This is a genomic window from Microbacterium hydrocarbonoxydans (assembly GCF_023715885.1).
Classification (GTDB): Bacteria; Actinomycetota; Actinomycetes; order Actinomycetales; family Microbacteriaceae; genus Microbacterium; species Microbacterium hydrocarbonoxydans_C.
In genome coordinates this window covers 264,274-285,653 of sequence record NZ_JAMBOY010000003.1, presented here as the reverse complement: position 1 = coordinate 285,653, position 21,380 = coordinate 264,274, and the positions used below count along the sequence as shown (strand labels likewise).

Below are 21,380 nucleotides of genomic sequence, written 5' to 3'. Positions count from 1 at the left end.
GGATCAGCCCGTACGTCGATGTGCGGGCCACGGGATGAGAAGGAGGGCCGCCCCGGATGGGGCGGCCCTCCTCATCCGATCAGCTGGACGGCCAGCCGGTTTCGATCTGCGTCAGGACCTCGTCGGTCGAGGTGCCGTTGACCCAGGCGACGATGCCCTTCCAGAAGGTTCCAGCGCCGACGGCACCGGGCATCAGGTCGGACGCGTCGAAGCGGAACGTGGTGTCCGGGTCCTGCAGGATCTTGATGGTCTCCTGGAGGATCGGGTCCTTGGCGTTCGCGGGGTCGAGGCCGTTGTTGGCCGAGGTGACGCCGCCGAGGCTCACGCGGCTGTTCGCCCACTCGGGGCTGGACAGGTACGCGAGGACCTTCTGGGTGGCCTCGGAGTCGCTGAACGCGCCCACGATCTCACCGGCACCGGTGACGGCCTTGTCGTCAGCGGTCTCACCCGGGAGCATGAACGCCCAGACGTCGCCGTCCTCGGCGATGTTCGTGCCCTCGGGGAAGAAGCCCGACAGGAACGACGCCTGGTGGGTCAGCGCGCAGGTGCCGCCCGCGAGGGCCGGAGCCACGTCGCCGAACGCGGTCGAGTTGATCGAGCGCACGTCACCGAAGCCCGCGTTCACGTTCGACGGGTTGAGCAGGATCGATCCCACCGAGTCGAATGCGGTCTTGATCTGCGGGTCGGTGAACGGGATCTCGTTCGTCACCCACTGGTCGTACACGTCCGGACCCGCCTGACGGAGCACGTAGTCCTCGACCCAGTCGGTGCCCGGCCAGCCGGTCGCCGTGCCGGACTCGAAGCCGGCGCACCACGCCGGCCCGCCGATCTTGGACTGGATGGTCTCCGTCAGCGCCTGCATCTCGTCGAGGGTCGTCGGGACCTCGACGCCCCACTCGGCGAACTTCGCCGGGGAGTACCAGATCCACCCCTTGACGTTGGCCATGAGCGGCGCGCCGTAGAACTCGCCGTCGACCGTGCCGTAGTTCACCCAGTCCTCGGTCCAGTACTCGTTGGCGTTCTTCTCGACCTCTTCGGGCGCGGGCTTGAGGAAGTCGCGCTTGGCGAAGTCGGCGAACAGACCCGGCTGCGGGAAGATCGCGATGTCGGGCGGGTTGCCGCCCTGTGCGCGGGTGCCGAGCTGGGTCTCGAAGTCCTGGCTGCCCTCGTACTTGATGGTGATGTCGTTCTCCTCGGCCCAGTCCGCCCAGGACTCCTGGAGGAGTTCGGCCTCGGAGTCGACGATCGTGCCGTAGATCGTGACGGTGTTGTCGCCGCCGCCGCCTCCGCCGCCGCTCGGTGCGCCGGGAGCACCGCAGCCCGCGAGTGCGATACCCGCGACACCCAGAAGGGCGATCGGCGCGTAACGCCGGGAACGCTGTGACAGACCCATGTGAATTCTCCTCTTCGAGTTCCACGGCCCCTCGGTGATCCACGCCGCCCCTCGGCGCAGATCGGGAACCGATTCCACGCCAACATACCGGCGTCTCAGTTCCCGGCACAACATACGAGGATCACAAGCTTGCAACCTTTCTCCGGGCCGTCTCCGCGAAGATGGGAGCGCTCCCGCAACGATTGTGTGGAACCGGTTCCTTTTCCGCCCGCGGCGAGCTACCATGTCATCCGCGCACGCTGGCGTGCACGGATGACACGGGTCGAGGAGGACCGATGAGCACGATCGCGGACGTCGCGGCCCGTGCCGGTGTATCCAAGGCCACCGCCAGCCGCGCTCTCACCGGCCGCGGCTACGTGTCCGAGGAAACGAGACGGCGTGTGTCGGATGCTGCCGACGAGCTCGCCTACGTCGCACACTCCTCCGCGACGAGCCTCGCCACGGGTCGCACGCAGACCGTCGGGGTCATCATGCCGCCCGTCGAGCGCTGGTTCTTCGCCGAGCTGCTCGACGGCATCCAGGAGTCGCTGTTCGCCCTCGACTACGAGTTGGCGCTGTACGGCATCCGCGAGGGCAGCGAGACCCGCGAGCGCCTGTTCGACACCGTGCTCCCCGGGCGCCGCTTCGACGGGATCATCGCGGTCGGCATCCAGCCCAGCGCGCAGGAGCTCGAACGGCTCCACCGGTCGGAGCGACCGCTCGTGAGCGTCGGGCCCTACAGCGAGGGGTCCAGCGCCGTGTCGATCGACGACGTCGCCGCCGGGCGCATCGCGACCGAGCACCTCATCGACCTCGGCCACACCGACATCGCCTTCGTCGGCGGCTCGAGCGATCCGGCGCAGCTCAGCTTCGGCGACGCTCGACGGATCGAGGGCTATCGCGAGGCGCTCACCGCCGCAGGACTGGCGGAGCACGCACGCGTCGCGGACTCGCCGCCCACCATGCCCGGCGGGTACGCGGCCGCTGTCGAGCTCCTCGGCGACCGTCGCTCGCGCCCCACTGCCGTGGTCGGTGTCTGCGACGAGGCGGCGATCGGAGCCATGATCGCCGCCAGGCGGCTCGGGATCGCCGTGCCGACCGAGCTCAGCATCGTCGGGATCGACGACCACCAGCACGCCGACATGTTCGCGCTCACGACGATCAAGCAGTCACCGCGCGAGCAGGGACACGAGGCCGTGCGACTGCTGCAGCGGCAGATGGAGGATTCCGAATCGCCGCTGGAGCGGTGTGTGACGGCATCCTCGCTGGTGGTGCGCAGCTCGACCGCTGCGCCCCGGTGATCCACCCGGGTCGCGCCGGAGATGCACGAAGGCCCCGGGATGACCCGGGGCCTTCGCAGACGTTCAGGAGGAGGTGCGAGCACCTCGACCCGGACGGGATTACTTGAGGGTGACCGTCGCGCCGGCCTCTTCGAGAGTGGCCTTCGCCTTCTCGGCGGTCTCCTTGTTCGCGCCCTCGAGGACGGCCTTGGGAGCGCCGTCGACGACAGCCTTGGCCTCGCCGAGGCCGAGCGAGGTGAGCTCGCGGACGGCCTTGATGACCTGGATCTTCTTGTCGCCGGCAGCCTCGAGGATGACGTCGAAGGAGTCCTTCTCCTCGACCTCTTCGGCAGCACCAGCGCCACCGGCGCCGGCAACGGCGACGGGTGCGGCAGCGGTGACCTCGAACTTCTCCTCGAACGCCTTCACGAAGTCGTTGAGCTCGACGAGGGTCAGGCCAGCGAACTGCTCGAGCAGCTCCTCGGTGGAAAGCTTCGCCATGATGTATCTCCTAGATAGATGGGGTTGTTGTACGAGAACGTCGGACGCTTACGCGGCGTCGGCGGTCTCGAGCTTTTCGCGAAGCGCGTCGATGGTGGCGGCAGCCTTGCCCATCGTCGCCTTCATCATGCCCGCGGCCTTCGCCAGCAGAACCTCACGGCTCTCGAGCGAGGCGTACTTGTTGACCTCGTCGGCGGTGAGGGCGTTGCCCTCGAAGATGCCGGCCTTGATCACGAGAAGCGGGTTGGCCTTGGCGAAGTCACGAAGAGCCTTGGCAGTGGCGACGAAGTCACCGTGCACGAACGCGACGGCCGACGGACCCTTGAGGTCGTCGTCCAGCGCGGTGATGCCTGCCTTGTTGGCGGCGATCTTGGTCAGCGTGTTCTTCACCACGGCGTACTCAGCGTCCTGACGGATGCTGTTGCGCAGCTGCTTGAGCTGGGCAACCGTCAGACCGCGGTACTCGGTCAGCAGAACGGCAGTCGAGTCCTCGAATGACTTCGTGAGCTCGGCGACCGATGCATCCTTCTGCGCCATGGTCACTCCTTGGTGTGTACGAGGCGCCTCACGGCGGTGAGGCGCCGACCTCGACCGCGTGCAACAGAAAAGCTCCGGCGCAAGCGCACGGAGCTTCGGGAAGTTCGTCGCCTGCGCGGGCCCCTGCTGAGCAGAGCTTCGATCGTCCGTGTTCGCACACGTTCGATGACCAGCGGTCTTCGGTTGCCCCTACTCTACCTCACGCGCGCTCTCCTCCCAAATCCGCTCCTGCCCCCTCCCCTCTTCCCTCGCCCTCTTCTCCTCCCGGCCCCGCGCCGACGCCCCGGGGGAGCTACGGCGCCCCTGCTGGTTCACATGGATGAGCAGGGGCGTCGTAGCTGGACAGGGGCGCCGAGCGACGTGCCTCACCCCGGGGGACGGATGCCATAGGCGGCGAGCGTCCTTCCGAAGCCATCCGTCGAGAGGATGTCCGACGAACCCCAGCGCGCGGTTCTCCATCCGGTGACGCCGCGCACGGCATCCTCGCGTCTCTTCTCTGCCATGACGATCTCCTCCGCGGTGCGCCCGTCGCGCAACGCCTCGTCGAGGTACTTGCCCGTGCCGTCGAACTCGCCGAAGCACTGCGCCCGTCGGAAACCGAAATCGAGCCAGTAGTCCTCGCCCGAAGGGCCGACGACGTGGACCTGGAGTTGCGGTCTCGCGAATCCGAGCCGGGCGAGCTGGAGACGGCTCACGTTCTCGCCGGGGAGCTGAGCTCGCCCGTCGGCGAAGGCGATGATGCTTCGGGCCCGCCGGATTCCTCGACCGTGCGAGCGCTCGGCTCGATCGGACATCCGGCCGACCCATGCCGACGCCGCGTCAGTGTCCTGCACGTGGCCCGACACCGCCTCGCTTCGCAGGGCCGCGTCAGCAGCAGACAGAGCGACCTCCACCGACGTCGAACGGCCGAGGTCGAGGACAGTGCGATCCAGAGAGGTGCACCGGATGCCCTCGATCTCCACGATGTCCGACGGATCGATACCGACGTTGTGCCACACGACTCCCGCGCACGTTCGGCCGTGGCGCGCACCGACGATCGCCGTGTGAACCTGCTGGGGTGCGAGCCGGTACAGCGGCAATCCGTGGATCACTGCTGCCGACGGCCCCCAGAACACCGGGCCGGGGGCGTCGGAGTTGAGGTGGGTCGCGACCACGTCGACGAGGTGGCGACCCTCGTTCCACAACCCTTCCCGGTCGTCGGCCGAAATGTAGCGGCCGTTGCGCACACGGTGGATCGTGCCTTCACGCACGAGTCGTTCGATGTCACGCTCGGTGCAGCCGCGGTGGCGGAGGTCGTCCCGGGTCATCACCAGTGCGTGAGCTGTGGCGATATCGATCCTCTTCGGCATCCACCGATCGTTGCGCGAGGCTTGACTGCAGCTGGCGGCACTCACACCCCTCTGGCCCGGATTCACGCTTCCGAGCGATTGTGCAGGAGGAGTCAGGGAGCGCCGACGCCCCTGCTGGGCTACGAAGCCCCTGCGCATCTGCGCCAATGAGCAGGGGCGTCGTAGCGGAGCAGGGGCGTCGACGGGACGGGGAGGGGGATGCCGCGGAGCGGCGTGTACGGCGGCGAGGGTCGGCACCCGGGGTTAGGCTCGTGAGGTGACCCCGGAACTCCAAGCGCGCATCGTTGCGGACTCCCGCGACCGCGTCGCCTGGATGCGCGCGAGGTCCCGCGGGATCACCGCCACCGACGTCGCCGGGCTCACGAGCGCGAACTCCATCGCGCGCGCCGCCGACTCCAAGCTGGGCGGCGGTCCGCGCTTCGGCGGCAATGCCTATACCGACCACGGCCGCCGACGCGAGCCGGAGATCGCGGCCTGGGTCGCGGCGACGCACGGTATCCTCCCCTCATCCGCGCTGTTCCGCGCCGAGGTCGAGCACCGCCATCTCGCCACCCCCGACGGCATCGCGGTCGACACGGCAGGACGCATCGAGCTCGCCGAGATCAAGACGACCAACAAAGCGTTCCGCGGCATCCCCCGCACCTACCTCCGTCAGGTGTGGTGGCAGCAGCACGTGCTCGGCGCCGAGCGCACCCTGTTCGTCTGGGAGGAGCACGTCGACTTCGCCCCGGTGCACGACGAGCCCCGCTGCGTCTGGATCGACCGCGACGACCGCGAGATCGCCAAGCTCGTCGGCCTCGCCACCGAACTCATCGACGAGCTGTATCGGCGGACGACCGGTCAGCAGGTCCCCCGCAGGATGCCGGTCGCCACGACCAGCCGCCGCGAGCACCTGCGCGAGCGCGACGCGTTCCGTGCCCTGGCACTCGCCGACTGAAGCCAACCCGCGCCGCGGGGATCAGGTGCAGGTCGCGCCCGTCCCGAGGAGCGCGATCGACAGCTGCCTCGACACTCCCGCCGACAACCACGAGGTGCCGACGAGAAGGTTGTTGACCGTCATGGTCGTCGTGCTCCCGAGAAGGTTCGTGAGCAGGCTGGCGAGCAGCGTCTGCGGGAGCACGGCGGTGTGCGTGTAGACCCCGCCGCTCGGACCTGACGTCGTGATGTTGGATGCCGGAACCACCGCCGTCGTGGCCCCCTGGGTGAGCGTCAGTCGCACCCCGCTGGCCGGGTAGATCGACGTCCACACGAGCGTCACGCTCTGGAAGATGCCGAGCCCGTTGTTCGTGATCGTGCACGCGGTGATGGTGGCCGGCGGCACCGTGAACGACGTGAACGTCCCGGAGGCGGCGTACTCGGTGTCGGTGAAGCGCGCGTCGACCAGCTGCGCACCCGCGACTGCGCTCGCGCCCGCGAGGACGCTCACGCCCGCGAGGACGCTCACGCCCAGGATGCCGGCGAGCAGCCGCCGCCGCGATGCTCGAGTTCGCACGGTCACGGCGCCAGCCCCGCATCCGGGTCGCGCCCATCGCGTGCGCCCCGATAACCCCGTGCGACCGGCCGACCACGCCCCCGCAGCCGGGTACGTTCCGCGAGAAGCACCGCCCCGGCGCCGACCAGCGCGATCCCGCCGACGAGCACACCGACCGGCGCCGTTCCGCCGGTGGTGGGGAGTCCGCCTCCCGGGCCTGCGGCGACCGCATCGCCGACGCCGCGGGCCGAGACGCGCACATCGGTGAACCCGGGCCGGTCATCGTCTCCGCCCCGCGCCAGCCGCAGACGCAGGTGCGCGGTCTGCGTCGACGGGAAGTCGGCGAGCACGGCCTCGCTGCCGTCACGCGGGATGGTCCACGATGTCGTGAGCACGGTCGCGCCACCCGGGCACGCGCCGTCGGCCCAGGGCTGCAGGCACAGTTCCGCGTCGACGAGCAGGGGCGCCGCACCTGTCGCGCTCACGGCGAGCGTCACGGTCCCGGGCTCGACGTCGGCATCCGCACTGACCGCCACGTCCCACACCACCGATTCACCCGGGAGCAGGTCCGCCGCCTCGTCCCAGTCCGCGACGGAGACGATCCGCAGCACCGCACCCTGCACGACCTCCGTGCTCGGCGCCGCCCACGCGGGCGCCGCTGCGAGGGCAGCCCCCGCGGCGAGCGCGATGGCGAGTCCCGCGCCGACCGCGGCCCGGGAGATCGTCATGCGCCCCCCGCCTCGTGCCGCCTCCGCGGCCAGAACGCCCACACGACGATCACGGTCGCCGCGACCGTGATCCCGCCCAGCACCAGGGGGTCCCCGAGCGCGACGATGACGGGTGCCACGCCCGGCACCGAGAAGAGCACGCGCCGCACCGAGGTGACCGCATACGGGAACGGATCGTCGGAGGTGTTCGCGTCGCCCCGCATCGTGATGACGCGCTCGTCGGCAGTCGCCCCGTCGGAGACCGAGGTGATCCGGTGGGTGATGGGCAGCTCCGCGGATCGGTCGACGGTCACGATGTCGCCGACGGCCACGTCGGTCGCGGGCACCCGCTGCACGACGGCGACGGAACCCGCGGGGATCGTCGGAGACATCGACCCGGTGCGGAACATGATGAGCGTGACCTGCGCCGCGAGGGCGAGCACGACCAGCGCGATGCACACCACGCCCGCGGCGGCGGCGATCCACAGCGCCGAGTCGACGAGGAACCGCCCCGCGCTTCGGGACTCGCGGGCGGTCGGCGCCTCGCCCGAGCCCTCGGCGATCCGGTCGGCCGAGCGCTCACGCCGTTCCCGACGGGTGGCTGGTGTGCTCATCTCCCCTCCTCTCCGCGCGCCATCTGCATCCGTCGCCCTCGGGATCCGTCCCGCTACGACGACGTGCCCTGGATCTGCCACGTCTGCGTCATCGTGAGCCCCTGCGCCGCGTTGACCGCGGTCGTCGGAAGCGTCACCGCGACGCAGTAGTTCAGTTGGTTGCCGCCGTTCGCCGTCACCACCTGCGGCACGGACGTCGTGGCCGCTCCCCCGACCGTGAGCGCCGATCCGTCTGCGACGATCACGCTCGAGGCGCCGGATGCCGCGGCGTAGGTCGCAGCGGTGCACGACTGACTCGGCGTGGCAGCCGTCGGCACGAGGCGCACGCCGTAGGTGAGGTAGGTGGCGAGACCGGTGCCGCCCGGTGTACCGGCGGTGAGCTGCAGCGTCCCCGCCGCCGACGGGGTGGCCGTCCTGACGCTGAACAGCGCGTACGTCGTCGTACCCGGCACCATCGCGGTCGGTGCGACGGCGAAGCTCAGCGCCGCGGCGGTTCCGGTGGTGGCGTGGTTAGAGAACGTCGCTCCGTCGGTGGCGCCCACGATGTCGAAACGTCCGGCGGTGAACGTCGACGACGCATACTCGGAGTCGTTCCATGCGGCGAGGGTCACCGTCGCGCCGACGCCGAACACGAGTCCGCCCGCGAGGACGGCCCGGATCCGACGAGAGCGCAGTCGCTTCCTCTCCCGCACGCGTCTGCGGGTGTCGGCCATGATCAGTCGGAGACGGAGGTGGCGGTGAACTCCCACGTCGCGGTCGCCGTCGCGCCCTGGGTCAGCGCGGCACCGGCCGTGACGGCGAAGCACAGCTGCACGGGCGCGCCGGCCGTGCCGGGGGCCGTGCCCTCGGCGAGCGGCACCGATGTCGCTCCGGTCTGGGCGCTGAGCGTCGCTCCGGAGGCGACGACGGTTCCCGTGGCTCCTGCCCCGCACGTCGCTGCGGCGCCGATCGCGGTGACGGTGTACGAGAGGTTCGCCTCGTTGCCGCCGGTCCCCGCGGTGATCCCGGCGGGAGCCAATGTCGCGGCGTTCGTCGTCGTGGCGTCGAGTCGCACCCAGAACGGGGCGTAGACGACGTCTCCAGGCGACATCGACGCGGCAACGGCCGGCAATTGGAACACGAGGGATGCCGCGGCATCCCCGTTGTCGATGTTGTGGTCGTCATACCCCGTGGTGGCGCTCGTCGTCGAGCCCTCCAGGTTGAACGACCCCGCACCGAAAGTACCGGTGGCGAACTCGGAGTCGTTCCAGGCGGCGAGCGTCACTCCCACGCCCACCCCCAATACGACGCCTCCGGCGAGGACGGCGAGAACCTTCCTCCTGGTGTCCGTCCTCCTGGTGTCCCTGGTGACCATGTCTCTTCCCCCTCAGGAATCGAGAGTGCGCGAACGAGGTGGACGATCCTCCCTCAAAGACCGGCGCCTGCGCACTCTTTCGTCTTGCATGCGCCTCGACGAAACCGCTCCCACAAGACACATGCCCGTTCATCAGATTGAATACCTATTCAATCCAGGATGCAACAGCCTGATCGCGAAACGGATCGGAACCGTTCGTCAGGGGGCGAGCACGCGATGCGCCTCCTCGGCGATGTCGGCGGCGATCGCATCGAGCAGCGTCGAGCGCAGATTCCACTGCTGCCAGTACAGCGCGACCCGCAGCGGTGGACCGCCGAGATCGACCAATCCGCCCTCGTCCTGCAGCCGCGGGACCATCCCCCAGCCGAGTCCGAGCCGAACGGCGAGCGCGTAGTCATGGGATGCCGGCACGTAATGCCTCGGCACCCCCTGCGCGGTCACACCCCTCGTCGCCAGCCACTGGTGCTGAAGTGTGTCTCGACGGTCGAAGTCGACGAACGGTGCGGTGGTGAGCGCCTCGGCGGTCACCCCGCCGGAGAACCAGCGTGCGGCGTAGCCGGGCTCCGCCATCGCGCGGTACTCCAGCACCCCGAGGGGCGACACGGAGCACCCGGCGACCGGCGTCGCCTCGCTCGTCACAGCCGCCATGACCGTGCCCGACTCGAGCAGCCGCGCGGTGAAGTTCTGGTCGTCGCGGTGCAGGTCGACGTCGATGTCGTGCGTGCGCGACAGACGTGCGAGCGGCGCGAGGAACCAGGTCGCCATCGAGTCGGCGTTCACCGCGAGCGGGATCCGAGGGCGTGCCGATTCGCCGCCGAGGCCCAGTCCACTCAGGGCGTCGTGCTCGAGCAGCGCGATCTGCCGAGCGAGCCGCACGACGGCTTCGCCCGCCTCGGTCAGCCGCGCGGGCTTCGCTCGCACGACGAGCACGCGCCCGAGCTGTTGCTCGAGGGTCTTCAATCGCTGACTCACCGCCGACGGCGTGATGCGCAGGACGCGGGATGCCGCGTCGAGCGTGCCCTCGTCGGCGACGGCCGCGACGGTGGCGGCCAGGTCGGGATCGATCCTCACATTAGCCAGACTAATGGCTGACAAGGAATCCTCGCTGGCTCTCATGCTTACACCCCGCCTACCGTGGAGTACATGCTCTCGGTCCTCTCGGGTCTCGGACTCGGCCTCTCGCTCATCGTCGCCATCGGCGCGCAGAACGTCTTCGTGCTGCGCCAGGGCATCCGTCGGGAGCATGTGCTGCCGGTCGTGGTCGTCTGCGCCCTGTCCGACGCCCTGCTGATCCTCGCCGGCGTCGCGGGACTCGGTTTCGTGATCTCGGCCGCGCCGTGGCTCGTCGTTGTCGCCCGGTGGGCCGGCGCCCTGTTCCTGCTCGGATACGGCCTTCTCGCCGCACGCCGCGCCTGGCGCGGCGGCGAACAGCTGCGCGTCGACGACGCGCCGACGACGGGTGCCGCGCCCGAAGGCGGCGGCGCGGCGACCGCCACCGCGACGCGCACCGCGCTGGCCCCGGTGCTCCTGACCGTCCTCGCGCTCACCTGGCTCAACCCGCACGTGTACCTCGACACCGTGCTCATGCTCGGCTCGATCGCGGCGACCCACGGTGAGGAGCGCTGGCTGTTCGCCGCCGGGGCGATCGTCGCCAGCATCCTGTGGTTCACGGCGCTGGGCTTCGGGGCGCGCTATCTCGGTCGCTGGCTGCGCACGGAACGCTCCTGGCGCATCCTCGACGGAATCATCGCGGTCGTCATGATCGCGCTCGCGGTCAGCCTCGTCCTGCCCGCGCTCGCCTGAGCCGGCGTTCAGTCCCCGTCGAGCGGGCGCAGGATGCGGGTCAGGAACCGCTGCGTGCGCTCCTGCCGCGGAGCGCCGAAGATGTCCTGCGGAGCTCCCTCCTCGACGACGACACCGCCGTCCATGAACAGCACCCGGTCGGCCGCCTCGCGCGCGAAGCTCAGCTCGTGCGTGACGACCACCATGCTCCACCCCTCGTCGGCGAGCTCTTTGATGACGAGCAGCACCTCCCCGACGAGCTCCGGGTCGAGGGCACTGGTCGGCTCGTCGAAGAGCAGCAGGTCGGGCCGCAGGGCCAGTGCCCTGACGATGCCGACGCGCTGCTGCTGCCCGCCCGAGAGCTGGTGCGGGCGAGCGCTCTCCTTGTCGGCGAGCCCCACGCGCGCGAGCAGGATGCGTGCCTCGGCGATCACCTCGGCCTTCGGCCTCCCCTGCACCCGCCAGGGCCCCTCGATGACGTTCTCGAGCACCGACAGGTGCGGGAACAGGTTGTGGTGCTGGAACACCATGGCCGACCGGTCGCGCAGCGCCAGGCGCTGCTGGGCTCGCTTGCGCTTGCCCTGGGCGCCCGCGTCGGCGAAGTCGATCTGCGGCCCGCCCGCCACATCGATCGTTCCGGCATCCGGAGTCTCGAGTCCGTTGAGCGCGCGGAGCACCGTCGTCTTGCCCGACCCGCTCGGACCGATCAGCACGACGACCTCTCCGCGGTGCAGCGTCAGATCGATCCCGCGCAGCACCTCGTTGTCGCCGAAGCGCTTGTGCAGTCCACGAGCGGCGAGCAGTTCCTCACCCGTTCCGTCAGTGCGCGACATGGCGATCGAGCCTCCTCTCCAGTGCGCTCTGCCCGAACGACAGCACGAGGCAGAACACCCAGTAGACCAGCGCCGCCGCGAGGTACAGCACCATGAACTGGTACGTCGTCGACGCGATCTGCTGCGCGACCTTGAACAGCTCGGTCACGAGGATCAGCGAGGCGAGCGAGGTGTCCTTGACCAGGGAGATGAACGTGTTCGACAGCGGCGGCACCGAGACCCGCGCAGCCTGCGGCAGGATGATGCGGGTCAGCGTCCGCGTGCGGTTCATGCCGACCGTGTACGCGGCCTCCCACTGTCCCTTCGGCACCGAGAGGATCGCCGCCCGCACCACCTCGGCGCCGTACCCGCCGACGTTCAGCGACAGCGCGATGATCGCGCTCGGCCACGGATCGATCGTCACGCCGATCGACGGCATCCCGTAGAAGATCACGAAGAGCTGGACGAGCATCGGAGTGCCGCGGATCACCGAGATGTAGAACCGCGCGATTCCGGAGACCACCGGGTTCACCGAGATCCGCATGAGCGCGACGCCGATCGCGATGAGCAGACCGATGACGAACGAGACGAGCGCCAGCGGCACCGTGGCCGTCAGCCCCGCCAGGGCGATCGGCCCCAGCGAGTCGAGGAACAGCTGCCAGGGGCTCTCCATGGGTTACTGGGTGACGTCGGCGCCGAAGTACTTGTCGCTGATCTCGGCGAGCGTGCCGTCGGCGCGCAATTCCTCGAGAGCCGCGTCCACGGCGTCGACGAGCGACTGCTTGTCCTTCGTGAACACGAAGGCCTGCTCACCGGCATCCTCGGTCTCCGCGGCGATCTTGAGGCCCGTAGGGCTGTTGGTCTTCTCGTAGTCGAGGAAGGTGAGCTTGTCGTTGATGGTCGCATCGACGCGGCCCTGGCGGAGGAGCTCGACGGCCTGCGCCCACCCTTCGACGCCCTCGACGTTCGCGCCCGACTCCTTCGCGAGGTCGTTCCAGTTGCTGGTGAGCGACTGGGCGGTGGTCTTGCCCTTCAGGTCGTCGAACGACGAGATCGAGTCGTCGTCCTCGGCCACCACGATCACACCGGGCGACACCGTGTAGGGCGCACTGAACAGGTACGCGGCCTCACGCTCGTCGTTGATGGTGACCTGATTGGCGATCACGTCGAAGCGGCCGGCGTCGAGACCCGCGAAGATCGCATCCCACTGGGTCTCCTTGAAGTCGACCTCGAGGTCGAGCTTGTCGGCGACCGCCTGGATGATCTCGACGTCGTAGCCGGTCAGGTCGCCCGTGCCGCCGTCGCCGTGGAAGCTGAACGGGCGGTACGTGCCCTCGGTCGCGACCGTCAGCGTGCCGTCTTCGACGAGGCCGAAGTCGTTCGACCCTCCCTCCGACGACGAGCCGCTCTCGGCGGGCGCGGTGCTGCCGCTGCAGGCCGTGAGCGCGGCGGCCCCCAGGACGAGTGCGGTGACGGCGATGAAGCGACGGGACATGGGTGAACCCTCCTGGGGTGATGTGAAGCGCGGATGCTGTGGTGCGCGGAACTCACCCACAGTACGCGCGATCTCCCCGGCATCCCAGTCGGATGACGCCCGATGTCGCCATGGTGTATGCAACGAAGAAGGCCCCCGCCGGAGCGGGGGCCTTCCTGTGCGCGCGTGAGCGTCAGATCGCGTTGACGTCCAGCGGGATGCCGGGGCCGAACGTGGTCGACACGGCGCCCTTCTGGATGTAACGGCCCTTCGAGCTCGACGGCTTGAGGCGGACGATCTCCTCGAGCGCTGCGTCGATGTTCTCGTTCAGCTGCTCGGTGGAGAAAGAGGCCTTGCCGACGACGAAGTGCACGTTGGCGTGCTTGTCGACGCGGAACTCGATCTTTCCGCCCTTGATGTCCTCGACGGCCTTGGCCGTGTTCGGGGTCACCGTGCCGGTCTTCGGGTTCGGCATGAGTCCACGCGGACCCAGGACCTTTCCGAGACGACCGACCTGGCCCATGAGCTCCGGGGTGGAGACGGCCGCGTCGAACGCGGTCCAGCCGCCGGCGACCTTCTCGATGAGCTCGGCGCCGCCGACCTCATCGGCGCCCGCAGCGATCGCGGCCTCGGCCGCGGGGCCGGTGGCGAACACGATGACGCGGGCGGTCTTGCCGGTGCCGTGAGGCAGGATGACGGTGCCGCGCACCATCTGGTCGGCCTTGCGGGGGTCGACCGAGAGCTTCAGCGCGACCTCGACGGTGGCGTCGAACTTCGACGAGCCGGTCTCCTTGGCCAGGGCGACAGCCTCGGCGGGAGTGTAGAAACGGTCTGCCTCGATCTTCTCGGCGGCAGCGCGGTAAGCCTTGGACTTCGTAGCCATGATTATCTCCCTCAGCCCTCGACCGTGATGCCCATGGAACGGGCGGTGCCGGCGATGATCTTCGAGGCGGCCTCGATGTCGTTCGCGTTCAGGTCGGCCTGCTTCTGCTCGGCGATCTGACGGACCTGGTCCTTGGTGATCTTGCCGACCTTGACGGTGTGCGGGGTGGCCGAAGCCTTCTGCACGCCGGCGGCCTTCTTGATGAGCTCCGCCGCGGGCGGGGTCTTCAGGACGAAGGTGAAGCTGCGGTCCTCGTAGACGGTGATCTCGACGGGGATGACGTTGCCGCGCTGCGACTCGGTCGCGGCGTTGTACGCCTTGCAGAACTCCATGATGTTGACGCCATGCTGACCGAGCGCGGGGCCGATCGGCGGCGCCGGGTTGGCTGCACCGGCGTTGATCTGAAGCTTGATCAGGCCGGTCACCTTCTTCTTCGGTGCCATTCTCTTTCCTTTCATCGAATCGGATGCCGCAGCACCCGCTTCTCCCACAGATCCGGCATCTCCGGACCGTGGTCGTCTGGACGCACGCGAAAGCGGCGCACAAACCACAACAGTCTACCCGATCAGCGCGCTCTCCGTCGCCGCATCTCATCGCCGCGCCCCCACCCCGCGAGCCACCCCTCTGCGCACGACCCACCCCTCTTTCTCCCGCCCACGAGGGGGTGGCTCGCGCGGAAGGGGGTGGGTCGCGCACGAAACGCACGTGAGAACGGATGCCGTAACGAGAGAAGGCCGCCCCGAGGGGCGGCCTTTCTCGTGAAGAAGGGGTGTCAGATCATCTTGGTGACCTGGTCGAACGACAGCTCGACCGGTGTCTCGCGCTCGAAGAGCGACACGAGCACCGTGAGCTTGCCGCTCTCGGGCTTGATCTCGCTGATCGATCCGGGCAGACCCGCGAACGAGCCCTCCTTGATCGTGATGGTCTCGCCGACCTCGAAGTCGACCTCGGCCGGCAGCGGGCGAGCGACGGCGACGCCGCCCTTGGCCGCGATGTTCTTGGCGGTCGGGACGTCCTTGACCTCGACGAGCGACTTCAGCATGTTGAAGGCCTCTTCGAAGCGCAGCGGCGTCGGGTTGTGCGCGTTGCCCACGAAGCCGGTGACACCCGGCGTGTGGCGGACGACCGACCAGGTGTCCTCCGTGAGCTCCATGCGCACCAGCACGTAGCCGGGGATGCGCACACGGGTGACCATCTTGCGCTGGCCGTTCTTGATCTCGACGACGTCCTCCATCGGGACCTCGATCTGGTAGATCTCGTCCTCGACCTCGAGCGTCGATTTGCGCTGCTCGATGTTGGCCTTGACCTTGCGCTCGAAGCCGGCGTACGAGTGGATGACGTACCACTTGCCGGGGAGCATGCGCAGGTCCATGCGGAAGGCCTCGTACGGGTCCTCCTCGGAGTCCTCGGCGTCCTCCTCGGCCTCGACGGCCGCCACCACGGGGTCGTCGGCGTCGCCGTCGCCGACGACGGGACGGTCGTCCTCGCCGTTGATGTCGGGGCCGTCGTACGGGGTGACCTCGTCGGCCGCCTCCGCTTCCTGCTCTGCGGTCTCTTCGGCCACAGCGTCGTTGAGGACCTCGGCAGCGGCCTCGGACTCGGCAGCTTCGTCCAGGTTGAGTGCGTCGTTCACGATCGCGTCGGCCTCCGGGTCGTCGATCTCGATGTCGGTGTCGTCATCCGCATCCTCGTCGCCGTCGGCATCCTCCACGTGGATGGCGACATGCTCGGCGGACGTGACGGAGCGCTCCTCGGCGGCGAGGACGTTGCCCTCCTGGGCTTCGTCCTCCTCGCTGGACTGCTCTGCGGCGGTCGCCCAGTCGGCGTCGTCGGAATATCGTTCAGACACGGTGCTTCTTTCCAATCACTGCAGCCAGGGCCGCAGGTCGTCACGCGTCGGGAACCCCGAACACGATGTGCGTCAGCCACGCGAACAAGGTGTCGAGTCCGTAGACGATGCCCATGACGATGAGAACGAAGACGAGCACCACCGCGGTGAACTTGAAAAGCTCCTTGCGGGTCGGAGTGACGACCTTGCGCAGTTCTGCGATGACCTGACGGAAGAACAGGGCGATGCCCCCGAAGAACCGTGAGAAGGCGTTGCCGCTCTTCTCGCGGGTGGCGCCGGCCGCGACGACCTCGCCGCGCGGTTCGTCCTGATCCATCCTGAATGTACCTTTCGTGTGCCAGCGTTGCGCTGACGCGCAGGGCGGACAGGAATCGAACCTGCAACCTGCGGTTTTGGAGACCGCTGCTCTGCCAATTGAGCTACCGCCCTAGAGACCGTGAGGTCTCGGGGTGTCGTCTCCATCCTGCCATCCGGCCCGGTCGTGTGAGCCGGGGCACGGCGAAAGGATGCAGACAACAACTGCTGGTCAAGCATACGGCATCCGCCGACGGGTGCCGAACCGACGCAGGCACCGCGCTGTTGCTAGGCTCGGCGAGCGGACGCAACGGGAGGGGATGCGGTGAGCTCTGACGTGCAGCAGTTCCAGGTGGATCTGCGCGGGGTCGTCGACCTCCTCAGCCGGCACATCTACTCGAGTCCTCGGGTCTACCTGCGCGAGCTGCTGCAGAACGCGAGGGATGCCGCCACCGCCCGCCGCGAGTTCGACGGGCAGGGCGGCCGGATCCGCATCACCCCGCTCTCCGACGAGAGCGGCGAGTTCGTGCTGCGCGACGACGGGATCGGACTGACCTCGACCGAGGTCGCCGACCTGCTCGCGACGGTCGGCCGCAGTTCGAAGCGCGACATCTTCGACATGCCCCGCAGCGACTATCTGGGCCAGTTCGGCATCGGGCTGCTCAGCTGCTTCATGGTCGCCGACACCATCGTCATCCGCTCGCGGAGCGCGAAGGGCGGATCGGCAGTGGAATGGACCGGCAGCGCCGACGGCACGTTCCGGGTGAGCGAGATCGACGACGATCTGCCGATCGGCACGAGCGTGCACCTCGCCCCGCGGTTCGACGCCGACGAGCTGCTGCGCCCCGCCGCCGTGCGCGAGCTGGCCACCGCCTTCGCGGAGTTCCTGCCGGTGCGGGTGACGCTCGAGACGTCGAGCGGCGATGTCGACCTCACGCGCGCGGCTCCGTTCCTCGACGCCGCGGCGGATCCGGAGGCGGCCGTGCAGTACGGACGCGACCTGCTCGGCACCGCGCCCCTCGACATCATCGAGATCGGCGAGCCCGCGACCGGCACCCGCGGCCTGGCGTACGTCCTCCCCTACGCGCCCCCTCCCGGCGCTCGGCAGGCGACCCGCATGTACCTCGGCCGGATGCTGCTGTCGGAGCGCGCCGACGACGTGCTGCCCGACTGGGCCTTCTTCGTCCGGGCTGTCGTCGACTCGACGGGCCTCGCGCCGACCGCGAGCCGCGAGTCGCTCGTCGACGACACCGCACTGGAGCACGTACGCGAGCAGCTCGGCGCCGGCATCCGTCGGTGGGTACTCGACCTCGGGCTGCGTGAGCCGCACCGCCTCGCCCAGTTCGTCGCGATCCACGAGGTGGGGCTGAAGTCGCTGGTGCGCCACGACGAGGAGCTCGCCCGCTTCATCACCCGGTGGCTCACGCTCGAGACGACCCACGGAACCCTTCGCATCGGCGACCTCGTCGAGCGCTTCCCGCACATCCGATTCGCGCAGACCGTCGACGAGTTCCGGCAGGTCGCCGGCATCTCCCCCGCATCCGAGGTGCTCGTGAACGGCGGCTACCTGTACGACGCCGACCTCGTGCGCATGCTGCCGGAGCTGTATCCGCAGGTGTCCGTCGAACTCGTCGACGTGGGCGGTGAGCTCGACCGCCTCGACCCTCCCCCGCTCGACGATCGCGAGGCCGCCGTGGCGCTGGAAGCCCGTGCGGGCGGGGTGCTCGCGGCATCCGACTGCTCCGTGACCGTGCGATCGATCGATCAGCCGGAACTCGCCGCGCTCTACGTCGCCGACCCCGAGGTGCTGCGCCGACTGGACCGCGGTCGCACGAAGGGCTTCACCGGAGAGCTGTGGGGCGGCGTGCTGGACCGCATCGACGCGACCCTGTCGGCATCCCGCGACGACGACCTCAGCGCCCGCCTCTGCCTCAACTGGTCGAACCGCGTCGTGCGCGCGCTCGTGCGCGTGCACGACGACGCGGTCTTCTCCCGCACGGTGCAGCTGCTCTACATCCAGGCGCTCCTCGCCGGCCACCACCCGCTCTCCGATGCGGATCGCGCGCTGATGACGACCGCGCTCACCGACCTCGTCTCGCTCTCGGCCGGGATCGAAGGAGACGCCGTCCCCTTCGACGACGTCGTCTGAGCATCCGTCCGTCTCCACCACCCGTCCGCACGTCTTCGCCGACCCGTACGAAGGGGCCACCATGGCACGTCCGCAGAAGCGCTTCCAGCAGCTCATCGAGGAGATCGACCGCACTCCGTGGGGCCCCGCCGAGCAGGCGCTCGTGGCTGAGGCCGTGGCCCTCGCCGTCGAGCTCGGCGACGAGCGCCTGGAGTACGAGGCGCGGATGCGGCAGACGGCGTCCGCGAACATGAACGGCGCCACCGACGTGATGCTGAACTCGTTCGCGTGGTGCCTCGCCCGGCACGACGCCGACCCGCAGCGGTTCCCCGCCGACCTCGACTACGGCGGGGCCGACCTGATGTGGCAGTTCAAGTGGATGGCGTCGGCGCTGCGCTCATCGCCGGCGTTCTCGGGGGAGCAGATCGCCGCGGTGCTCGACGACATGGAGACCCACTATCGCGCGAGCGGCCTCGGCCTCAGCGGCGTGCTCACCGCCCGCTTCGAGGATGCGTGGGATGCCGGCCGGATGGACGATGCCGAGGCTCTGCGCGTGCGCCTGGAGGCGACGCCCCGCGACGAGCACAGCCACTGCGATGCCTGCGGTCGCAGTCAGTTCGCGGGGTTCTTCGCGGAGACGGATCGGGATGACGAGGCCATCCGTCTCGTCGAGGAGATGCTCGAGGGCGGCTACTCCTGCGGTGAGGAGCCGGAGCACGCCCTGTCGCGGGTGCTGCTCCCCTATCTGCGCGCCGGCCGCTTCGACGAGGCCAAGAGCGCACACCTCCGCAGCTATCGCCTGGCGAAGGACAACCCGGACAACCTTCGCATCGTCGCCAACAACCTCGTCTTCGCCGCGATCACCGGCAACGAGGCCCGCGCCCTCGCGCTCGTCGAGCGCCACATCGGCTGGCTGGCACACGACGGGCTGAACGTCGACGCCCACTTCGCCGCGCTCGGCGCGATCGCCTTCGCACTCGACCGGGTGACGCTGACCGGGCACGGCGACACCCCCGTGCGGGGAGCGGAGGCGCCGGCGCTGCAGGCGTTCTTCGGCGCACACGAGGGTCAGTGGAGCGCCGCGGAGCTGGCCGCGACGGCCTGGGCCTCCGCCGAGCGCATCGGCGCCGACTTCGACCGACGGGACGGCAGCGACGGCCACGCGCGCAGCATCGCGCGGCTTCGTGCGCTCGACGGCGAGCGGTACGACGTGCCGATCCGGTCGGACGCGTTCGTCGCGACCGCCGACGCGGCGACCCCGACGGATGCCGACGGCTGGTTCGACCGCGCCATGAACCTCGCGCAGTTCGGCGCCGAGCACGAGACGCTCCAGGCCCTCCCGAAGGCGCTGGCCGTCGAAGATCCGGCGAAAGTCGCACAGCTCATGTCGATGCGCCTCGGCATCCTCATCGCCCTCGATCGCGCCGACGAGGCAGCCGACCTCCTGCCCGCCCGCATCGAGGCGCTGCGGGCGGCCGGACGCGACGAGCAGGCCGATCTCGAGCAGCGCCTGGGCCTCGCGACCTTCGGTCTGAACACCCCGGAAACGGTGGCCGCGCTCGACGATGCCCTCGCGGCATGCGACGCCCTTCCCGCCTGGTCGCGCGGCGACCTGGCGATCAGCCGCGCCTCCCTGCACATGCACGCCGAGGAACCGGACGCCGCGCTCGACCTGGCCGAACGCGCGGCACGGGCGTTCGCCGAGGCCGGCGACGCACGGCTGTCGAACACGACGACCCTCATCGCGATCGCGGCGGTGCTGCAGAAGGGCGACACGGAGGCGGCGACGGCCCTGCTCGATCGCCTCCTCGCGCAGGGCGACCTGAGCGACGGCCACCGTGCGCAGGCGCTGCAGACCCGCGCCCGCGTGCGCGGCGGGCAGGAGGCGTTCGTGGAGGGCGCGGCGGATGCCGATGAGGCGTGCCGCCTGCTCGCCGGACTCGGCGCCACACGAGCGCTGGGCACCGCGCATCTGCTGGCCGGTGCGCTCTGGGAAGATGCCGGTGAGCCGGAGAAGGCCGTGGCCCGCTACCGCGTGACCTCCCGCGTCGCCGCGCAGGAGGGCGGGGATCAGGTCGGCGCGGATTTCCGCCTCGCGCGCGCCATGCTCGCACAGGGCGACGTCCCCGAGGCCGCCGAGCTCTTCGGGCGGGTGCTCGAACGTGAGGAGCAGGCCGAGGTGCACCCGGCATCCCGAGGGATGACCGCGTCGCTCCTCGCTCGGGCACTGGCCGGCGCCGGCGAGTTCGGTCAGGCCGTCGGCGCCTACGGGTACGCCGCCGAGCTCTTCGGCGAGGGCGAGGAACCGGCCGATCAGGCCGTCTCGCTCACCGAGCGCGCCAAGATCCTCGCCCGCTTCGAGGAGCATGACGCCGCGATCGCCGACCTCGAGTCCGCGGCCGAGATCGTCCGGGCCGTGCCCGACGCCGTCGGCGCACGGGTCGAGGTGCTGCACAACCTCGGGCAGGCGTACGGGGCGCAGCAGGACGAACGCGCCTTCCCGATTTTCGACGAGGTCGCCGCGCTGGCCGCAGAGCACGACGCGGGCTGGCTGCTCGCCGACGTCACCGACTCCCGCGCGCGGGCGCTCGCCTCGTTCGGCCGCACCGACGAGGCCGTGTCTTCGGCCCTGACGGCCGCCGACGGCTTCGCGGAGCTCGGCGACCTCGGCTCGGCGGGCGGGTCAGAGCTCTTCGCCGCGCGACTGCTCGCCTCGAACGAGCGCTCAGAGGATGCCGTGGCGATCTATCGCACGGTCATCGAGCACGCCGCGGGGCACCCGCCCCTCCTGCAGGTCGCCGCGCTCGAGCTCGGCGACGTGCTCGAGGGACTCGGGCGTCACGCGGAGGCCGCCGAGGTGCGGGCCCATCTCGACGGCTGAGCCTCGGGGCGCGCTGCTCTTCCCTCGGAGAAATGCGCTTCGCTCGGATGTTCTGCTGCAGACCGTCCGAGGGAAGCGCATTTCTCCGCGCG

At 69.6% G+C, this 21,380-nt stretch carries 22 protein-coding genes and 1 tRNA gene; 5 read left to right on the top strand and 18 right to left on the bottom strand.

What is annotated here, in order from left to right; genetic code table 11:
• Positions 1 to 79: 79 nt before the first annotated feature.
• Positions 80 to 1,393: an ABC transporter substrate-binding protein gene (locus M3195_RS09730; protein WP_251586973.1), complete on the bottom strand. Its 1,314-nt coding sequence runs from the start codon at positions 1,391 to 1,393 to the stop codon at positions 80 to 82.
• Between the two features lie 275 nt (positions 1,394 to 1,668).
• On the opposite strand from M3195_RS09730, the gene M3195_RS09725 reads away from it, so the two are divergent.
• Positions 1,669 to 2,673, top strand: a complete 1,005-nt coding sequence (locus M3195_RS09725; protein WP_251586971.1) for a LacI family DNA-binding transcriptional regulator — start codon at positions 1,669 to 1,671, stop codon at positions 2,671 to 2,673.
• A 99-nt stretch (positions 2,674 to 2,772) separates the two neighbouring features.
• Here M3195_RS09725 and rplL read toward each other — a convergent pair whose 3' ends face one another.
• The 3 genes from rplL to M3195_RS09710 all read right to left on the bottom strand — a co-directional run bounded on the left by rplL (position 2,773) and on the right by M3195_RS09710 (position 5,039).
• Positions 2,773 to 3,153 (bottom strand): 50S ribosomal protein L7/L12, encoded by a 381-nt coding sequence (rplL, locus tag M3195_RS09720; protein ID WP_096715155.1) that lies wholly within the window; start codon positions 3,151 to 3,153, stop codon positions 2,773 to 2,775.
• Between the two features lie 48 nt (positions 3,154 to 3,201).
• The gene (gene rplJ, locus M3195_RS09715; RefSeq protein ID WP_096715154.1) at positions 3,202 to 3,690 is read right to left on the bottom strand and encodes a 50S ribosomal protein L10; all 489 of its coding nucleotides are present in this window, start codon (positions 3,688 to 3,690) and stop codon (positions 3,202 to 3,204) included.
• A 365-nt stretch (positions 3,691 to 4,055) separates the two neighbouring features.
• Complete coding sequence (locus M3195_RS09710; protein ID WP_251586969.1) at positions 4,056 to 5,039, bottom strand: type IV toxin-antitoxin system AbiEi family antitoxin domain-containing protein; 984 nt, start codon at positions 5,037 to 5,039, stop codon at positions 4,056 to 4,058.
• Between the two features lie 256 nt (positions 5,040 to 5,295).
• Between M3195_RS09710 and M3195_RS09705 the strand changes: the two genes are divergently transcribed.
• Positions 5,296 to 5,976 carry a YqaJ viral recombinase family protein gene (locus M3195_RS09705; protein ID WP_096715152.1) on the top strand — a complete coding sequence of 227 codons (681 nt, stop codon included), beginning with the start codon at positions 5,296 to 5,298 and terminating at the stop codon, positions 5,974 to 5,976.
• Between the two features lie 21 nt (positions 5,977 to 5,997).
• Here the strand turns inward: M3195_RS09705 and M3195_RS09700 are convergent, their stop codons facing one another.
• The 6 genes from M3195_RS09700 to M3195_RS09675 form a co-directional block, all read right to left on the bottom strand.
• Positions 5,998 to 6,537 carry a hypothetical protein gene (locus M3195_RS09700; RefSeq protein ID WP_251586967.1) on the bottom strand — a complete coding sequence of 180 codons (540 nt, stop codon included), beginning with the start codon at positions 6,535 to 6,537 and terminating at the stop codon, positions 5,998 to 6,000.
• Complete coding sequence (locus tag M3195_RS09695; RefSeq protein ID WP_251586965.1) at positions 6,534 to 7,238, bottom strand: hypothetical protein; 705 nt, start codon at positions 7,236 to 7,238, stop codon at positions 6,534 to 6,536. The genes M3195_RS09700 and M3195_RS09695 overlap by 4 nt, the downstream gene beginning before the upstream one ends.
• On the bottom strand, positions 7,235 to 7,831 hold the full coding sequence (locus tag M3195_RS09690) for a signal peptidase I (RefSeq protein ID WP_251586963.1): 597 nt from the start codon (positions 7,829 to 7,831) through the stop codon (positions 7,235 to 7,237). The genes M3195_RS09695 and M3195_RS09690 overlap by 4 nt, the downstream gene beginning before the upstream one ends.
• A 53-nt stretch (positions 7,832 to 7,884) precedes the next feature.
• Positions 7,885 to 8,544 carry a SipW-dependent-type signal peptide-containing protein gene (locus M3195_RS09685; RefSeq protein ID WP_251586962.1) on the bottom strand — a complete coding sequence of 220 codons (660 nt, stop codon included), beginning with the start codon at positions 8,542 to 8,544 and terminating at the stop codon, positions 7,885 to 7,887.
• Positions 8,545 to 8,546: 2 nt separating this feature from the next.
• Positions 8,547 to 9,185, bottom strand: coding sequence for a SipW-dependent-type signal peptide-containing protein (locus M3195_RS09680; protein WP_251586960.1), 639 nt, complete (start codon positions 9,183 to 9,185; stop codon positions 8,547 to 8,549).
• Positions 9,186 to 9,383: 198 nt separating this feature from the next.
• Entirely contained in the window at positions 9,384 to 10,256 is an 873-nt protein-coding gene (locus tag M3195_RS09675; protein WP_251586958.1) for a LysR family transcriptional regulator ArgP, read from the bottom strand.
• A 72-nt stretch (positions 10,257 to 10,328) separates the two neighbouring features.
• On the opposite strand from M3195_RS09675, the gene M3195_RS09670 reads away from it, so the two are divergent.
• Positions 10,329 to 10,988, top strand: coding sequence for a LysE/ArgO family amino acid transporter (locus M3195_RS09670; protein ID WP_251586956.1), 660 nt, complete (start codon positions 10,329 to 10,331; stop codon positions 10,986 to 10,988).
• An 8-nt stretch (positions 10,989 to 10,996) separates the two neighbouring features.
• Here the strand turns inward: M3195_RS09670 and M3195_RS09665 are convergent, their stop codons facing one another.
• From M3195_RS09665 to M3195_RS09630, 8 genes are all read right to left on the bottom strand, one after another.
• Positions 10,997 to 11,800 (bottom strand): amino acid ABC transporter ATP-binding protein, encoded by an 804-nt coding sequence (locus tag M3195_RS09665; RefSeq protein ID WP_251586954.1) that lies wholly within the window; start codon positions 11,798 to 11,800, stop codon positions 10,997 to 10,999.
• Positions 11,787 to 12,452: an amino acid ABC transporter permease gene (locus M3195_RS09660; protein ID WP_096715144.1), complete on the bottom strand. Its 666-nt coding sequence runs from the start codon at positions 12,450 to 12,452 to the stop codon at positions 11,787 to 11,789. The genes M3195_RS09665 and M3195_RS09660 overlap by 14 nt, the downstream gene beginning before the upstream one ends.
• A gap of 3 nt (positions 12,453 to 12,455) precedes the next feature.
• Positions 12,456 to 13,274 carry a transporter substrate-binding domain-containing protein gene (locus M3195_RS09655; RefSeq protein WP_251586952.1) on the bottom strand — a complete coding sequence of 273 codons (819 nt, stop codon included), beginning with the start codon at positions 13,272 to 13,274 and terminating at the stop codon, positions 12,456 to 12,458.
• Between the two features lie 172 nt (positions 13,275 to 13,446).
• Positions 13,447 to 14,136 (bottom strand): 50S ribosomal protein L1, encoded by a 690-nt coding sequence (rplA, locus tag M3195_RS09650; RefSeq protein WP_096715141.1) that lies wholly within the window; start codon positions 14,134 to 14,136, stop codon positions 13,447 to 13,449.
• Positions 14,137 to 14,147: 11 nt separating this feature from the next.
• Positions 14,148 to 14,579, bottom strand: a complete 432-nt coding sequence (gene rplK, locus M3195_RS09645) for a 50S ribosomal protein L11 (RefSeq protein ID WP_025102337.1) — start codon at positions 14,577 to 14,579, stop codon at positions 14,148 to 14,150.
• 329 nt (positions 14,580 to 14,908) lie between these two features.
• Positions 14,909 to 15,985 (bottom strand): transcription termination/antitermination protein NusG, encoded by a 1,077-nt coding sequence (gene nusG / locus M3195_RS09640; RefSeq protein ID WP_251586950.1) that lies wholly within the window; start codon positions 15,983 to 15,985, stop codon positions 14,909 to 14,911.
• Positions 15,986 to 16,025: 40 nt separating this feature from the next.
• Positions 16,026 to 16,301, bottom strand: a complete 276-nt coding sequence (secE, locus tag M3195_RS09635) for a preprotein translocase subunit SecE (protein ID WP_251586948.1) — start codon at positions 16,299 to 16,301, stop codon at positions 16,026 to 16,028.
• A 40-nt stretch (positions 16,302 to 16,341) separates the two neighbouring features.
• Positions 16,342 to 16,414, bottom strand: a tRNA-Trp gene (locus M3195_RS09630).
• Positions 16,415 to 16,604: 190 nt separating this feature from the next.
• Here M3195_RS09630 and M3195_RS09625 point away from each other — a divergent pair.
• Both M3195_RS09625 and M3195_RS09620 read left to right on the top strand, forming a co-directional pair.
• Entirely contained in the window at positions 16,605 to 18,428 is a 1,824-nt protein-coding gene (locus M3195_RS09625; RefSeq protein ID WP_251586946.1) for an HSP90 family protein, read from the top strand.
• Between the two features lie 61 nt (positions 18,429 to 18,489).
• A complete protein-coding gene (locus tag M3195_RS09620; protein WP_251586944.1) occupies positions 18,490 to 21,288 on the top strand; it encodes a hypothetical protein in 2,799 nt (932 codons plus the stop codon).
• The last annotated feature ends 92 nt before the right edge of the window (positions 21,289 to 21,380 follow it).

Excerpts from the sequence above, each read along its gene's own strand:
- M3195_RS09680 (WP_251586960.1), bottom strand. The coding sequence starts at position 9,185 with ATGGTCACCAGGGACACCAGGAGGACGGACACCAGGAGGAAGGTTCTC.
- M3195_RS09665 (WP_251586954.1), bottom strand. The coding sequence starts at position 11,800 with ATGTCGCGCACTGACGGAACGGGTGAGGAACTGCTCGCCGCTCGTGGA.
- M3195_RS09685 (WP_251586962.1), bottom strand. The coding sequence starts at position 8,544 with ATGGCCGACACCCGCAGACGCGTGCGGGAGAGGAAGCGACTGCGCTCT.
- rplK (WP_025102337.1), bottom strand. The coding sequence starts at position 14,579 with ATGGCACCGAAGAAGAAGGTGACCGGCCTGATCAAGCTTCAGATCAAC.
- M3195_RS09660 (WP_096715144.1), bottom strand. The coding sequence starts at position 12,452 with ATGGAGAGCCCCTGGCAGCTGTTCCTCGACTCGCTGGGGCCGATCGCC.
- M3195_RS09710 (WP_251586969.1), bottom strand. The coding sequence starts at position 5,039 with ATGCCGAAGAGGATCGATATCGCCACAGCTCACGCACTGGTGATGACC.
- M3195_RS09725 (WP_251586971.1), top strand. The coding sequence starts at position 1,669 with ATGAGCACGATCGCGGACGTCGCGGCCCGTGCCGGTGTATCCAAGGCC.
- secE (WP_251586948.1), bottom strand. The coding sequence starts at position 16,301 with ATGGATCAGGACGAACCGCGCGGCGAGGTCGTCGCGGCCGGCGCCACC.
- M3195_RS09670 (WP_251586956.1), top strand. The coding sequence starts at position 10,329 with ATGCTCTCGGTCCTCTCGGGTCTCGGACTCGGCCTCTCGCTCATCGTC.
- rplA (WP_096715141.1), bottom strand. The coding sequence starts at position 14,136 with ATGGCTACGAAGTCCAAGGCTTACCGCGCTGCCGCCGAGAAGATCGAG.
- M3195_RS09690 (WP_251586963.1), bottom strand. The coding sequence starts at position 7,831 with ATGAGCACACCAGCCACCCGTCGGGAACGGCGTGAGCGCTCGGCCGAC.
- M3195_RS09730 (WP_251586973.1), bottom strand. The coding sequence starts at position 1,393 with ATGGGTCTGTCACAGCGTTCCCGGCGTTACGCGCCGATCGCCCTTCTG.
- M3195_RS09655 (WP_251586952.1), bottom strand. The coding sequence starts at position 13,274 with ATGTCCCGTCGCTTCATCGCCGTCACCGCACTCGTCCTGGGGGCCGCC.
- rplL (WP_096715155.1), bottom strand. The coding sequence starts at position 3,153 with ATGGCGAAGCTTTCCACCGAGGAGCTGCTCGAGCAGTTCGCTGGCCTG.
- M3195_RS09695 (WP_251586965.1), bottom strand. The coding sequence starts at position 7,238 with ATGACGATCTCCCGGGCCGCGGTCGGCGCGGGACTCGCCATCGCGCTC.
- rplJ (WP_096715154.1), bottom strand. The coding sequence starts at position 3,690 with ATGGCGCAGAAGGATGCATCGGTCGCCGAGCTCACGAAGTCATTCGAG.
- M3195_RS09620 (WP_251586944.1), top strand. The coding sequence starts at position 18,490 with ATGGCACGTCCGCAGAAGCGCTTCCAGCAGCTCATCGAGGAGATCGAC.